Origin of the sequence: Pedobacter sp. V48 (assembly GCF_000523515.1) — a bacterium.
Classification (GTDB): domain Bacteria; phylum Bacteroidota; class Bacteroidia; order Sphingobacteriales; family Sphingobacteriaceae; genus Pedobacter.
In genome coordinates this window covers 157,659-173,022 of record NZ_AWRU01000005.1, presented here as the reverse complement: position 1 = coordinate 173,022, position 15,364 = coordinate 157,659, and the positions used below count along the sequence as shown (strand labels likewise).

The following is a 15,364-nucleotide window of genomic DNA, read 5'->3' as shown; positions in this document are numbered from 1 at the left end:
AAGATACTAAAACAAAAAACTACCTATTTAGACTTCTCTTTCAAGAGGTTTAATTCTTTTTTAAGCAACTCAATTTCTGCCTGCTGCTCTTTAATAGCCGCCACAAGTACAGGGATCAGATTTTCTGATTGTACCTCGCTATATCTTGCAATTTTTGAGTTGTTCTTGCCCTGGTTATACATTTTAGTAGCCTCATAAACCATGGCAGGGTATTCTGACTGTACATTACTCGCAAGGAAGCCATATTGCTCGCCAGCTGGTAATTTAAGATGTTTGTACTTTTGTACATCGTATTTAAAAGTTACGGGCTGCAGGTTTTTTAAGTGTTCAGTAGAATTAGAAATCTTATCTACGTTTACTTTTAACTCTTGCTCTTCAATTTTTTGTGCATTTACTGACAATGCAGCTGCGCTTAATAAAATGCCTAATACGGCACCTTTTGATACTAAAGGATATCTCATAAAATAAAATTATTGTGTAATATTTGAATCTTGATTGTAGAGTATTTACAATCAGATTTCAGGAGGGGGGTATGGTAGCGAAATAACTGAGGTGACCGTACGCGATACAAAGCTATAGTTAACCCTTTTGGAGGTTAGGGTATGCGCCAAATCTACAATAGGCTGATGAATAAAAACATCGTCGGTAAGTTCCAGATTTTTTAATTCTTTTTCCTCTTCTGAATTCTCAGTGTCTTGATCGGTATGATGGATGGATACCGTTTGTTTATGGTCGGTTACAGTAAATAACGAGACGTGCTTTACCAGCAAAAATGAAAGTAAAATAAGTATGCCCGTCAATTTTTTCAACATAAACCTAAGTAGTATCTATCTTTAATTGTGATGTGTAATCTGACAAATATATTTATCTAAATCAAAATCCGGCAATGATTAGCCAGAAAATGACAAAAATTTAATGATCAAAATAACGAAGGTTAGGACATTAAGACTAAAACAAGCCTAACTGTCCCTTATCGTCGATTTCTATATCGTCGGGATTAGTGATCTCAAACTTAATTTCTTTTGCTGGAACATCCCTCTCATCCTTCTTTGTCTCAGGGGTTCCCTTAGCCTCAGGTTTTGACTTGCCTTTAGGCTCTTCCTTAACTTCAGGCTTCGCCTTTGTTTCTTTTTCTGGTGCTTTAGCTGTTCCCCATGCTTTTTTAGGTTTTCCTTCGGCCACTTCATCAGTTGGCTTTTCTTCAACCTTTTCTGCAGGCTCTTCTTTTGCAACAGATCTTGATTCCTTGGCAACAATAAAAGGTTTTTTCGCAACGGGCGATGTTTCCTCTTGTTCAACGTCAGGTTCTTCTGACACAGCTTCCGGCTCTTCCGGGTCGACATTGCTTTCCTCTACTTCCTGGATATTTTCCTCTTCCTCACTTGTAGTTACCTCGTCGGTCGTTTCAGTAGTTTCTCCTTCAGCTTGCTCTTCATTGGAAGACGCATCTGGAATACTGACCTTGCTTTCCAGAACTAATTCTGGTTCTTCATGATTGGAAATACTCACATTTTTTACGTCATGTTGAGTGATCCTGTTTCCGTTAGCCTTTATACCTTTTACATCAATAAACTCTGCCAACACAATTTCCAATGTCTCAGGAATTTGTGTTTTACCTTTAAGTACATCAACAGTTAATACCGCTTCTGGATTGCTGGTCAGGTAAAGGAATCTCGAACCATTTTCTTCACTAATCAGATTACCTTTTTTACCTACGGCAATTGATTCAAATACAAATCTCTTGATGAAATAATTTTTAGCTTTCCCCTCATATTGTACAACAGTGAATGGCTTTTCCGGATCAAATTTTTGGATCAGTATCAGATCTGCATCAAAGTGATTGCTCAACTCGAATGTACTCAGCTCATACCATCCGTCTTTATGGACCTGTAATATTTTATCATCACCGTCAAACTCACCAAGGTATTTACCTCGCCCATCAACGTTAAGTCTTCTAAGCAAATCATCATACCATATCTTAAGGCCAGAAAGCGTTGATACTCCTTTTGTTTTTAACAGGATCTTTTTGATAGGATATTTAGATACAATATTACCTTGAGAGGCGCGTCCTTTAATGGCTATTTCAGCATAATCAAGGTCAAATTGAAGCTTTTTAAGTTTAGTGTGTGGTTTTAACTGAACCGTAATCACTTCAGCTTCTCCATTTGGATTGGCTGTAAAATACAATACTTTAGAACCTTTGCTTCCTTTGGTAAGGTCGTATTCCTTGTCGCGGGTCACACCAACTACAGCGAAACGTTTAATGTACGAAACGCCACTGGATCCATCTTTATAGATCATGTTATAGATGGTCCGTTCATCTCCTTTTTTAAACACCTGTGCATGGAGAATTCCTTTACCCACAAAGGTTTTGTCTGCTACTTTGGTGATGATACATTTGCCATCTTCTCTGAAAACGATGATTTCATCAATATCAGAACAATCTGCAACAAATTCATCTTTACGCAAACCGGTACCAACAAAACCATCTTCACGGTTCAGGTATAGTTTCACATTGGCTAAAGCAACTTTAGATGCCTCTACCCTATCGAATAACCGGATCTCTGTTTTACGTTCCTTACCCTTACCATACTTATCTTTAAGTTTCTGGAACCAGGCAATGGTATAATCTGTTAGGTGACGAAGGTGATTTTTTACAACTTTGATCTCATCGGCTAAAGCTTTCATCTGATCATCCGCCTTTTTAACGTCGAAGCGGGTAATGCTACTCATTGGTTTATCAATAAGTTTTTTGAAATCTTCTGGCTGAATTTCTCTGTATAAATCGGGCTTAAATGGCTCGAATAAAAGATTCAATACCTCAACAACTGTTTCAAAATTACCAGAATTCTCGTAGTCGGCATTTTTATACATGCCCTCCTGAATAAAGATCTTTAGTAATGAGCTAAAGAATATTCTTTCCTGCAATTCATGTAACTTAATTTCCAGCTCCTGTTTTAGCAGGTTCTTGGTATTATGGGTATTCTCTATAAGGATGTCATTAACACTCAAAAACTGAGGTTTATCATCCTTAATAACACAAGTATTTGGAGAAATAGAAACTTCGCATGAAGTGAAAGCATACAAGGCATCAATGGTAACATCAGGTGAGATACCAGGAGCAAGATGGATGACAATCTCCACATTCTGTGCCGTATTGTCTTCAATTTTCTTGATCTTGATCTTACCCTTGTCGTTAGCAGATAACACGCTATCGATTACAGAACCTGTTGTTGTGCTATATGGTATTTCAGTTATTACGAGTGTTTTCTTATCTTTTTCTGTAATTTTTGCTCTAACCCTGATTTTACCGCCGCGCATACCTTCGTTATATGCTGAAAAATCGGCCATACCACCGGTAAAGAAATCAGGAAGGATATTTGGTCTGGTTCCTTTTAACGATTCAATAGATGCATCAATAAGTTCCAGAAAATTATGAGGCATAACCTTGGTGGCCAAACCTACAGCAATACCTTCTGCTCCCTGGGCCAATAGCAAAGGAAATTTAACCGGCAAAGTAATCGGTTCGTTGTTACGACCATCATAACTCAATTGCCAAACGGTAGTATCCGGATTAAATACGACCTCATTTGCAAATTTAGACAAACGCGCTTCGATATACCGGGCCGCAGCCGCACTGTCGCCAGTTACCGGATCACCCCAGTTACCCTGGCAATCTATCAGCAGTTCCTTTTGGCCAATTTGCACCATCGCATCGCCAATAGAAGCATCCCCATGCGGGTGATATTTCATGGTATTTCCGATAACGTTGGCAGCCTTATTAAAACGTCCATCATCCATCTCTCTTAAAGAGTGCATAATGCGTCGCTGAACCGGTTTTAAACCATCGTTGATGTGTGGAACCGCGCGATCAAGAATTACGTAAGAGGCATAATCGAGGAACCAGTTCTCATAAAGCCCGTTGATAGGGATTACAGTATGTGTACTTTCTTCGTTTATGTTGTTTTCTGTTTCGTCGCTCATCAAAAAAGGATTGGATTTTGTAAATATAAGGGTTGGAATGAAATATTAAGAACAGAAGTTTTTAACAGTTCTTAGTTAATAACCTATCTTTTTCGGGTTAATGGGCTAGGTTTTCATAATTTTTGGGCATTATTTTATGAAATGATGTTTTATCTTTCCAAACGCTCTTCCACAAACACAAAAGGCAATAAGTTTTTAATCCCTTTTACTTTTATTATTTCGCCCCCTATACAGTAAAAAAGCACCTCAATTTCCTGCTTTTGTTTCTGTTCAAATTCGGCCATTACCTGTAGGCATGCACCGCAGGATGTAACGGGTTTCTGGATAACAAAGTTACTGCTTTTTGCAGTAATTGCCATAGCCTGAACAGCCGCTTGTGGGTAAGCAGCCCCAACTGTAAATAGCGCAACGCGCTCTGCACAAAGCCCAGAAGGATAGGCCACATTTTCCTGGTTACTACCAAGAACCACCTGTTTATTGCTTAGTTTTAACGCTGCCCCAACCTTAAAATTTGAGTAAGGTGAGTATGATGATTTCAATGCCTCTTCGGCCTTTAAACATAATTCCTGATCTGATGCACTTAGCTCATTTAAGGACTTAAAAGTTTGATAGCTAACAACAAAATTTTTTTGATCCATATTTAAACATACGTAATTTTCTAACAATAGATTAACAACAATTTTATCACTTGATTTAAACAATTTAATTATTTAGATTGTAGATATAAGTAAGAAGCCTAATTTTGACGCCGATGGCATGGTTTTAGTGCTGCAATCATAGATTTAAAACCCTATTAAACGCATTTCAATTGAATATATATATTCGTAAAAGTCTTAAAATCATACTTTGGATAATTGCAAGCATCATTATGCTGGTTGTCCTTATTGCGCTTTCCTTAAACATTCCGGCAGTACAAAATTTTGTAAAGGACAAAGCAGTAAATTATTTAAAGGATAAAACCAAAACTGAGGTAAGTCTGGAGAGTATAAAAATTGCATTACCAAAGGATGTGGTGCTGAATAAATTTTACATTGAGGATAGAAAAGGCGACACCCTGCTATATGCACAAAAACTTTCTGTAGACATCAGCCTATTTAAACTTTTGAGTAATCAGGTGGAGATCAACAATATTTCACTGCAAAAAATAAGAGCCAATGTTACCCGCATAAACCCGGATACGGCATTCAATTTTTCTTTCCTGGTAGATGCGTTTATGTCTGAACAGGAAAAGCCAGAAGAGGAGGTTGCAAAAGACACCACATCTACCCTCAAATTTTCAATTGAAAAGGTGGCTTTTGAAGACATAGGTATCGTTTATCGTGATGATGTTGCAGGAAATGATGTAAAATTAAATCTGGGTGAGTTTACTGCCAACATTAAAGATTTCGATCTGGATAATCAGCACTATGTGATTAAATCTTTGGCCTTAAAAAACACTTCGTTAAAATACCTGCAACAAAAACCCCTTACCCAGTTACAGGCCCATTTACAAAACAGCATAGATACAGCAAAAACGGAATCGGGTAAACTGCCCCTGGTAGAAATTCAGGATTTTGCTTTTAACAATATAAAAATAGGATTCGACGATCGGATTTCGGGCATGAATGCGGATGTTGATCTGAACAAGCTAGCCTTAACTCAACTGTTTATTGACCTTACCAATAGCAATTATAAAATTGACGATGCTAAACTAAATGACACCAGGATAGATTTCAGTTCAGCAACCAACAAAGCGAACGTAAATGTTAACGAGTTATCGTTAACCAAGCTTCTGGCAGACGTTAAAAATGGCAAATACGAGGTAAATGATGCAAAGCTAAACAAATCAAATATCCTGTTTGCATTAAAAACGGTTAAGCCAGGCAAACAGAGCAAAGCGGATACTGCAGAGAAATCTTCACCCCTGTCATTACGGGTTGATAATATAAGTTTAACCGAGAACAATGTTCAGTTTGATAATCTTGGAGCTAAACCTACTAAAGGCATGGACTTTAATCATTTAAAGTTTACTGGTCTTACCTTAGTTGCTGATGCACTTGCATATAGCGATACGGGTATAAAAATAAATGTAAAAGAAGGTGTGTTTAAGGAGAAGAGTGGTTTTCAACTAGCTAAACTAAGAGGGGATGTTGTATACTCGGACAAGGCAATTAAGGTGAATAATTTCCTATTGAAAACACCTAACACATCAATAGAAAACGTTACAGAATTAAATTACTCTTCTCTTGATGATTTAACAAAACATCCGGAAAAGGTAAAGCTTTCGATGGTAGTTAAAAACACAACTATTGGCTTAAAAGACGCGGCTTATTTTAGTGATGCGGTTCCCGCAAACTATAGAAATGAAAAGATAAAAGTAAATGCCAATGTTAGTGGCTATATGAATAACCTGGTTATTCCCCGACTACAGATTTCGGGGCTAAAAAGCACGAACATTGATGTGAGTGGCAGGATAAAAGGACTCCCTGATATGGACAAAGCCTACTTTGACCTGAACATCAAAAGATTTTCGATGACTAAAAGAGATCTGTTGGTGGTTATTCCTAAAAAGACTTTACCAACCAATATAACGCTCCCTAATGTGATTGTTGCAAACGGAAAATTTACTGGTTCAATGACCAACTTCAATACTGGTTTTAACATTAATACTGATATGGGATCGGCCAAATTACTGGCAAGCATGAAAGGCCCGAAAGGTAAAGAGAGTTATGTTGCCAATGTAAATCTCAATAATTTTAATGTAGGTAGATTACTTAAACAGCAAGCTCAGTTAGGAAAAGTTACAGCTAAAGCCAGTGTTAAAGGAACGGGACTCGACCCTAAAACTGCTTCAGCACAGTTTAAAGCACAATTAATAAGTGCCTACTACAACAAATACACCTACAAGGATCTCTTTTTAAGTGGCGATTTTAAGCAGCAAAAATTGAATTTAAAAGGCAATATGGCCGACACCAATTTGAATTTTAATTTAACCACAGCCGTAAATATTGCCGGCAAATATCCGGCAGTAAAAGCGGATATGGATTTAAAACAGGTTGATCTGAAGAAACTGAACTTCAGTCCGGGCGAATTTAAGTTAGCGGGGGTAATTAATGCAGATGTAAAAACTGCTGATCCGGATTACCTTAACGGCGATATTTTTGTGAATGGCTTACAGATAGTAAAAGATGGCCAGCGTTTTAATGTAGATACTATTGTAATGCATTCTGAAGCGAGCGAAACACACAATATGCTTACCCTTCGTTCTGAATTCATGCGAGCCAAAATAGATGGTAAATATCAACTCACCAATGTCGGTAGTGCTGTAATTAACCAGATCAACAAATATTATCAATTTGGTGAGGTTACTAAAATCCCTGATCAGCGGTTTAGGTTTTACGTAAATTTCTATAATCCTAAAATCCTTCAGAACTTTGTACCCGAACTAACCACCTTTGCGCCTTCCAGAATGAACGGCTTAATTGATACGCAGAAGGATAGTTTACTTATGAATGCTTCTTTCCCTCAGATAGTTTATGGTGGTTACAGGATAGATAGTACTAAACTTAATGTGAACAACACTGAGCAGAAGCTTAATTATAAATTACAAATAAAAAGTTTTCAGAGCTCGGCAGCCAATTTATTTAATACCGAAATTAGTGGTGAAGCTGTAAATAACAACCTTGGCCTGAATATTTATTTAAGAGACAGTAAACGGAAAGACAAATATATTTTGGGTGGCAATTTTAAATCAATTAACAAAGATTACCAGTTCAGTTTAGATCCTCAAAAGCTTTTGCTTAATTATGAAAAGTGGGCCATCGCCCCTGAAAATTACATCCAGTTTGGCCAGTCGGGTATTATCGCTAATCAATTTAACCTGAGTAAAGGTAATCAGCTTTTAGGGATTAACAGCACAGATAATGTTGCCAACTCTCCTTTAAAAGTTGAGTTTAAAGACTTCAAAATAGAAACCCTTACTAAGTTTGCCGAGCAGGACAGTTCATTGGTTGGTGGTACTATTAACGGTACTGTTGACGCAAAGGAGCTTATGGATACACCTAAGTTTGAGGCAAACCTGACAATAGATCGGCTAAGGTATTTAAAAGATGAGTTTGGAACTTTGCGTGTTGCCGTAAATAACAATACGGAGAATGCATACGAAACTAACATTGCATTATCTGGTGTGCATGAGTTACGGGTCAATGGGTTTTACTATACTTCGCCACAGAGTGCGCTTGATCTTACCTTAAACATTGATAAAATCGACCTGAAAGCGATAGAGAGTGTGTCAATGGGACAGATAAAGAATGGCTCGGGTACAATATCAGGCGAGTTATCTATTAAGGGTGCACTTGAGGCCCCCAAAATTTTAGGTGATGTTAAATTTAATCAGGCTGCATTTACAGCAACTTATGTGAATTCTTATTTCAGAATGCCAAATGAGTCCATAACTTTTACGGATAAGGGGATAAACTTCAATAGATTTACCATTATAGATTCTTTAAATCAGAAGGCTGTAATTACCGGTGGCGTCCTCACAACTGACTATAAAGATTTCCGGTTCAACATGGATATGAGGACCAACAATTTTAGGCTTATGAACTCTACTGCGGCTGATAATGACATGATCTATGGGACTGTCTATGTTACCAGTACCATTAAGGTTCGGGGTGATCTTAACCAGCCGGATGTAGACATGAACGTTAAAGTAGAAGATAAAACTAAGTTCTTCTTTGCGATGCCACCTGATGATCCTTCGGTAATTGATCAGGAAGGTATTGTCAAATTTGTAGACTTCAATGCTGCGCCCTATAATGGTAAAAAAGCGCTCAATGCTAGCGATTCTGTAAGCAAGGCACCTATTAAAGGGTTTAATCTAAGTGCTACTATCGACATTGACCCGGATGCCGAATTGAACGTAGTGGTAGATCCATCTAACGGTGACGCCTTAAAGGTCAAAGGCCAGGCCTCTTTAACCGCAACGATGGATCCTAGTGGTAAAACCAGTCTAACGGGCAGATATCAGGTTTCTGATGGAAATTACAATCTTTCGGTAGGTCCCTTAGGTAAAAAAGAATTTAAGTTGCAGCAAGGAAGTAGCATCGTATGGACTGGAGAACCGACATCAGCAAATGTCAACCTGACTGCACTGTATGAAGTCAACGCCGCGCCTATCGATTTACTAGGCGATCCTACAAGAACTGAAGCAAAGACAAAATTACCATTTCAGGTTTACTTAATGATGACCGGTGAGCTACTGAAACCTGCTATTAAGTTTAGGTTAGACCTGCCAGAAAATGAACGTGGTGCACTAAGCGGTGATGTTTATGCAAAATTGCAAAATGTAAACACGAATGAAAGCGAATTGAACAAACAGGTATTTGCATTGCTGGCGTTAAATAGATTCATTGCAGACAACCCTTTTCAGAGTCTAGCTGGCGGAGGTGGGGGCGTTTCCACTCTTGCCCGTTCAAGTGTAAGTAAACTGCTTACTGAGCAGCTAAACAATCTTGCCTCCGATCTAATCAAAGGTGTGGACATCAACTTTGGTGTCAACTCATCAGAAGATTATTCATCTGGTCATTTAGAGCAGAAAACAGATCTTGAAGTGGGTCTGTCCAAAAAGTTATTAAGTGACAGATTGATCGTTACTGTGGGTAGCTCATTCGGCCTGGAAGGAGCCAAGCAACAAGGGCAAAGCTCTACGAACATTGCAGGGAATGTGAATGTAGAATACCTGCTTTCAAGCGATGGAAGGTATAGATTAAGGGCATACAGACGAAACCAAAACGAGGGTGTAATTGAAGGCCAGATTATAGAAACTGGGCTTGGGTTTGCATTGGTAGTTGATTACAATAAATTCAGAGAAGTTTTCCAGAACTTCTCCAAAAAGAAAAGACTTAGAAATGAAGAGAGGCGTAAAAATGAAACTACAAATTAAATGGGGCTTATTTATACTTGCATGTTTAGTTTTCGGCGCCTGTAGTAGCACCAAAAATCTTAAACCTGGCGAAATATTATACACCGGTGCGGATGTTAATATCAACCCCGATTCTTCAGCGAAAATAGAAGATCAGAAGGAGGTGAAAAGTGTCCTTATCGATAAGACCCGACCAAAGCCTAATAAATCTATTCTTGGAATTAAGTTTAAGCTGGGGATGTATAATCTGGCTGGAGAGCCTAAAAAACCTAAAGGGTTAAAACACTGGTTGCGCACCAAGGTTGGTGAGCCACCTGTATTGCTGAGTGAGGTTAAAATCCCTTATAACAATGCTGTACTCAAAAGCTATTTGATCAGTCAGGGATACCTGCAATCTGAGGTAAACGGGGATACTGTTGTCAAAGGCAAGAAGGGAAGCGCACTTTATACTGTTGTTACCGGTGCCCGCTATAAAATAAACAGTGTCACTTTCCCAAAAGACAGTGGCAATCTCACTCACATCATTAACCAAAATAAGGACAAAACCCTATTAAAAGTAGGTAACAATTACGATCTGGAAACGTACAAAAACGAACGGATCAGGATTGACAATGATCTGAAGGAACAGGGATATTTTTATTTTAGCCCAGATTACTTGCTCCTGGAAATAGACAGCACCGCTGGAAAACACTTGGTAGACATCAGGGTAAAAGTGAAAGACATTGCCCCCGATGCCGCGGTGAAACCTTATACCATCGACAAGATCAACATCTACCCAAATTACACGATAAGAAGAGATAGCGCACTGAGGAACTCTATTCCTGAAGTCTACAAGGATTTCAATATTTATGACCCACGGCACACCTATAAATCAGGCTTATTTGACCGGCTTGTATTCTTTAAAAAAGACGAACTTTATAACAGAGCTGACCACAATCAGTCTTTAAACAGAATGGTTAACATTGGTACATTCCAAAATGTTAAGGTGGAATTTCTGCCAGTAGATAGCTTTAAGAATAACAAATTAAACCTCAACATATTTCTGACCCCATTAAAGAAAAACTCTTTGTCTTTTTCGGTTACCGGGACCAGCAAATCCAATAACTTTGTCGGATCAGAGGCCAAGCTGACGCAGACTACACGTAACCTTTTCAGGGGTGGCGAACAATTAGATGTCAGCGTAAGTGGAGGTTTTGAAACTCAGGTAAGCGGACAGGCAAAAGGCCTAAATTCCTATTCGTTTACTACTGAAGGAAAACTGACCTTCCCAAGGTTCATTATCCCCTTCTTCAAATTCAACAGTACAAACTCGTTTATCCCTAAGACCATTGCCTCTTTATCCTATCAATTGTTAAACAGGGGATCCCTGTATAGCCTGAATTCATTTAAAGGAGAATTTGGATATAATTGGAAGGAGAACTTATATAAGGAACACAGCTTCAATCCCATTTCAGTAAACTATGTAACCTCAAAAGTAACCAGTGACACAGCCGTGAGGGACAGTCTTTTTGATGCAAACCCCGGTCTGCAAAAGAATCTGGAACGCCAGTTTATTATAGGAAGCAATTATAGTTTCACCTACACCAACCAGATGGAAGATTTCAGAAGAAACAATATTTATTTCAATGGGACTCTTGAAACTGGCGGGAACGTATGGGGCTTATTTGCAGGGAAAAACGATGAAGGTAAAAAGACTGTACTAGGCATTCCTATCAATCAATTTATACGGGTCGAAACCGATTTTAGAGATTATTATAAAATCACCAGGAACCTGATCTGGGCAAGCCGTTTAAATCTTGGTTATGGTTATGGCTATGGGAACAATACATCTATCCCATTTGTGCGGCAATTCTTCGCCGGAGGCAGTAACGATATCCGGGCTTTTGCAGCAAGKWMKCTMGGTMSWGSKTCKTRYARRSANMAGARTKCAACCAACAGCTATACCGATCAGAGTGGTGATATAAAMRCGAYGNNMWMTWCCGAWCTNYRRTTTAAACTCGTTAGTGTTTTATACGGTGCAGTCTTTGCCGATGCCGGTAACGTCTGGCTGAGAAAAGAGGATCCGGACAGACTTGGATCCGGTTTTAACTTTAAAGATGCCTTAGACGAAATTGCAATCGGTACCGGAGCCGGTCTTAGGGTTGATGCCACCATCTTCGTGATCCGCCTGGACGTAGCATTCCCTATCAGAAAACCTTATCTTGAACCTGGAAATCGTTGGGTAATCGATCAGGTTGATTTTGGAAGCAGCGCCTGGCGTAAAGAAAATTTAATCTATAACATAGGTATTGGGTATCCTTTTTAATATTGATTATGACATTCTTAAAAAAAGTTATTCATTTTGTTAAAGCAACAGCACATTTATTTATAGCCGCCGGAAAAGGGTTTATGGAAGACAGGGTGATGAAGCTAAGCGCGGCACTTGCCTATTACACCATATTTTCTCTTACCCCACTTATCATTATTATCATTGCTGCAGCAAGTTTGTTTTTAGGTGGAGATATTAAGCATACAACGGAAACATCTGCTGATGGAACAGTACAAGAATATAAAATGGATCCGAGAGAGGAGCTTTTCTCTGAAATACAAGATTTGGTAGGTCCGGATGCCACCACTCAACTCAAATCATTCGTAAAACAATCAAATGTTTCAGGAAAAAGTACTTTAGGGCTAATTATAGGGATCACCACACTTATTATTGGTGCTACGGCGATGTTCATAGAAATTCAAGACAGTATTAACTTAATCTGGAAAGTCAAGGCTGTACCAAAAAAGGGATGGAAAAAGTTAATCACCAACAGACTTCTTTCCTTTTCGCTAATTGCTTCGCTAGGATTTTTATTACTGGTGTCCCTTGTTATAAATAGTATAGTAGTGGGTATAGGCGACAAACTTGTAGGGCTTGCTTCTAAAATTGGCGTTGAAAAAGTATCAGAACTTTTTATGCTGATCCTCACCAATGCCTTAACACTGGCCGTTGTAACCTGCATTTTCGCCATCATTTTTAAGGTATTGCCTGATGTTGATTTAAAATGGAAACCAGCAATTGTTGGCGCCCTGTTTACTGCACTACTTTTTAGTTTGGGTAAGTATATAATTGGAATATATATTGAAAAGGGGAATCCTGCATCCGCATTTGGAGCTGCCAGTTCTATCATCGTAATCCTGTTGTGGATCTATTACACCTCTATCATATTATATTTTGGAGCTGAATTTACTCAGGCCTATGCAGAAAGATATGATAAAGGAATAGCACCAAGTAAATATGCGGTGCATACCAAAATTGTTATTGTCGAAAAAAAGGTGGATGTATTACCGCCACAGCATCCGGAGGATACAAAAATCCCTTAAACATACTTAAGCATCTGGTCCATCAATTCCTGCTCTAAAAATGGTTTTAATACCAGATCATTCATTCCTGCCTTTAAGTAGGCCTCCCTGTTTTCCTGCATTACGTGGGCAGTTATGCCTAAAATTGGAATTCCTGATTTTGCAAAATCTCCGTTATATCTGATTTCATGAGTCAGCTCTACCCCACCCATCACTGGCATTTGAATGTCGGTTAGAACAATATCGTAGTCATTCTTCTTGTATAATTCGAGTGCCTGTTTACCATCATAAGCAGAATCATATTCCATGCCCCACCTCTTCAATATGGTTTGAACCAATAAAATATTCATTTTATTATCATCTACAAGCAGCACCTTCTTTCCTTTCAGTTTCTCAACAGTTGATGTCCTTTTATCATCATGTTGCTCCTCTGCGAATTCTGAAATAACGTAGGGAATTTCAAAACTAAATACAGACCCCTTACCAAGTACGCTGCTCACATTAATTTTACCACCCTGCAGTTCCACTATCTTTTTACAAATTGCCAATCCCAGGCCAGTTCCCTGAAGTTGTGTTGTGGCCGATGAATAGATTTGCGAGAATTCAAGAAATATCAGATCAAGATCTTCCCTGGCCATACCTATACCGGTATCTTCTACCTGTACTTTTAAGACTGCCTGTTTTTTCCCATCTACTATCAGTTGGACCCGAAGCGTTATTTTGCCTCTTTTTGTAAACTTAATGGCATTGGTTAACAGATTCATAATAACCTGTTTCAAACGTAAACGGTCGCCAATTAAATAAATATTTTTATCAATAGCTATTTTACTCTCTAATTTCAGATCCTTATTTTCCGCAAGAACATTCATGCTATGAAAAACTTCGGCAATCTCTGACTCTGGAGAGAAGGGCTCAGATTCGATATTTATTACGCCTACTTCATATTTAGAAAAATCAAGAATTTCATTAACCAGTTCAAGCAACATCTCTGATGAACTGCGGATAGCGGCTACTTGTTCTCTCTGTTCGTCATTCAGGTTACTCTTACCAAGCTGCTCAGAAAATCCAACCACAGAATTCAGTGGTGTGCGTATTTCATGGCTCATGTTAGCAAGGAAACGACTTTTCGAATGGGAATCCTGTGCAGCCAAACCATTCAGGCTGATCAATAGACTTTCATTTTTATAAAGCTTATACAAATTGTATAGAATAATACCAACTAAACAAACCAACAATAGTGCATCTATCAGTTCCATTCCGCTTAATTTTTTAAGCTCTACTTCAAGCTCCCCACCCAAAGTAACCCTTCTTTTAGCTACGTACTCGATATCATTTTGCTTAAACTCCTTTAATACCGTAATAATATCTTGGATCAGTTTATTATTCAACAACAAAATTGCCTTTTCATTGCTCTTAATTTGGTTATTATTAGCATAAAGTTTCCGGTAATAGGCTTCTACTTCCTCTAATAATTTGTTATTAAAAGTTGTAACCTCATCCACAACCCCCTCGTTCTTTTTGGTTTTAACAATGGTAACGGCGCTGTCTTTACTGCCCTTATTAGAAATTGCATCCGCTAGTCTGCCAAAGAATTTTTTACGCGGTTTAACCGGTTGTTTAATCGTATCTACAGTTGTTACGGTTTTAAACTTTTTCTTTATTGAACCCAGATTAATCTTTGCCTGGGTACGCCTTTCTTCCAAACCAAGCTTTGAAAAACCAGCAAACAGGCTATCCGTTAACTGCCTAAGTTTCAAATAACTTTCCGTCTTTAGCTTTTTCTGGTTTACCAGTTCTTTTAAATCCTGATTCTCCGGATTGTTATCTCCGAGGCCATTTAAATCGTTTAAAAGAAGAGAAATTTTGTGGATACCATCCGAGAATTGATTAAGATAATATTTATCTGCAGTCACAGCATACATTCGGGAGTTATTCTCTGCCTGATAAAGAGTATAAATACAGGTATCTACTTCTGAATAACTTTTCTGAAGCATGGTTAGCTTTGTAATGTCATTCTTTAACCCATTAATTTTGCTATTCCTTAGGTATAAAAGAAAAGCATAAATAAACAGTGCAAGTATCAAAAAGGCTACTACAAAGTAACGGAACGGATCTCTTCTCTTAGCGTTAAACGACATATTATCTTAT

General features: G+C 38.3%; 7 protein-coding genes and 1 pseudogene. 3 read left to right on the top strand and 5 right to left on the bottom strand.

The features are described from left to right. Positions 1 to 23: 23 nt before the first annotated feature. The 4 genes from N824_RS04065 to N824_RS04050 form a co-directional block, all read right to left on the bottom strand. Positions 24 to 461: a tail fiber domain-containing protein gene (locus N824_RS04065; RefSeq protein ID WP_048903863.1), complete on the bottom strand. Its 438-nt coding sequence runs from the start codon at positions 459 to 461 to the stop codon at positions 24 to 26. A 51-nt stretch (positions 462 to 512) separates the two neighbouring features. Beyond that, positions 513 to 812, bottom strand: coding sequence for a hypothetical protein (locus tag N824_RS04060; RefSeq protein ID WP_048903862.1), 300 nt, complete (start codon positions 810 to 812; stop codon positions 513 to 515). 136 nt (positions 813 to 948) lie between these two features. Then, positions 949 to 3,984, bottom strand: coding sequence for a DNA gyrase/topoisomerase IV subunit A (locus tag N824_RS04055; protein ID WP_048903861.1), 3,036 nt, complete (start codon positions 3,982 to 3,984; stop codon positions 949 to 951). A 149-nt stretch (positions 3,985 to 4,133) separates the two neighbouring features. After that, the gene (locus N824_RS04050; RefSeq protein ID WP_048903860.1) at positions 4,134 to 4,622 is read right to left on the bottom strand and encodes a cytidine deaminase; all 489 of its coding nucleotides are present in this window, start codon (positions 4,620 to 4,622) and stop codon (positions 4,134 to 4,136) included. A gap of 170 nt (positions 4,623 to 4,792) precedes the next feature. On the opposite strand from N824_RS04050, the gene N824_RS04045 reads away from it, so the two are divergent. The 3 genes and pseudogenes from N824_RS04045 (at position 4,793) to N824_RS04035 (ending at position 13,237) form a co-directional block, all read left to right on the top strand. Next, the gene (locus tag N824_RS04045; RefSeq protein ID WP_048903859.1) at positions 4,793 to 9,907 is read left to right on the top strand and encodes a translocation/assembly module TamB; all 5,115 of its coding nucleotides are present in this window, start codon (positions 4,793 to 4,795) and stop codon (positions 9,905 to 9,907) included. Beyond that, a pseudogene (locus tag N824_RS04040) lies at positions 9,891 to 12,191 on the top strand (BamA/TamA family outer membrane protein). The gene N824_RS04045 and the pseudogene N824_RS04040 overlap by 17 nt, the downstream one beginning before the upstream one ends. Positions 12,192 to 12,199: 8 nt before the next feature. Further along, on the top strand, positions 12,200 to 13,237 hold the full coding sequence (locus tag N824_RS04035; RefSeq protein ID WP_048903858.1) for a YihY/virulence factor BrkB family protein: 1,038 nt from the start codon (positions 12,200 to 12,202) through the stop codon (positions 13,235 to 13,237). Here N824_RS04035 and N824_RS04030 read toward each other — a convergent pair. Then, positions 13,234 to 15,354: an ATP-binding protein gene (locus tag N824_RS04030; RefSeq protein WP_048903857.1), complete on the bottom strand. Its 2,121-nt coding sequence runs from the start codon at positions 15,352 to 15,354 to the stop codon at positions 13,234 to 13,236. The two genes, N824_RS04035 and N824_RS04030, sit on opposite strands and share 4 nt — an antisense overlap. Positions 15,355 to 15,364: the final 10 nt, after the last annotated feature.

Excerpts from the sequence above, each read along its gene's own strand:
- N824_RS04065 (WP_048903863.1), bottom strand. The coding sequence starts at position 461 with ATGAGATATCCTTTAGTATCAAAAGGTGCCGTATTAGGCATTTTATTA.
- N824_RS04060 (WP_048903862.1), bottom strand. The coding sequence starts at position 812 with ATGTTGAAAAAATTGACGGGCATACTTATTTTACTTTCATTTTTGCTG.
- N824_RS04055 (WP_048903861.1), bottom strand. The coding sequence starts at position 3,984 with ATGAGCGACGAAACAGAAAACAACATAAACGAAGAAAGTACACATACT.
- N824_RS04050 (WP_048903860.1), bottom strand. The coding sequence starts at position 4,622 with ATGGATCAAAAAAATTTTGTTGTTAGCTATCAAACTTTTAAGTCCTTA.
- N824_RS04035 (WP_048903858.1), top strand. The coding sequence starts at position 12,200 with ATGACATTCTTAAAAAAAGTTATTCATTTTGTTAAAGCAACAGCACAT.
- N824_RS04030 (WP_048903857.1), bottom strand. The coding sequence starts at position 15,354 with ATGTCGTTTAACGCTAAGAGAAGAGATCCGTTCCGTTACTTTGTAGTA.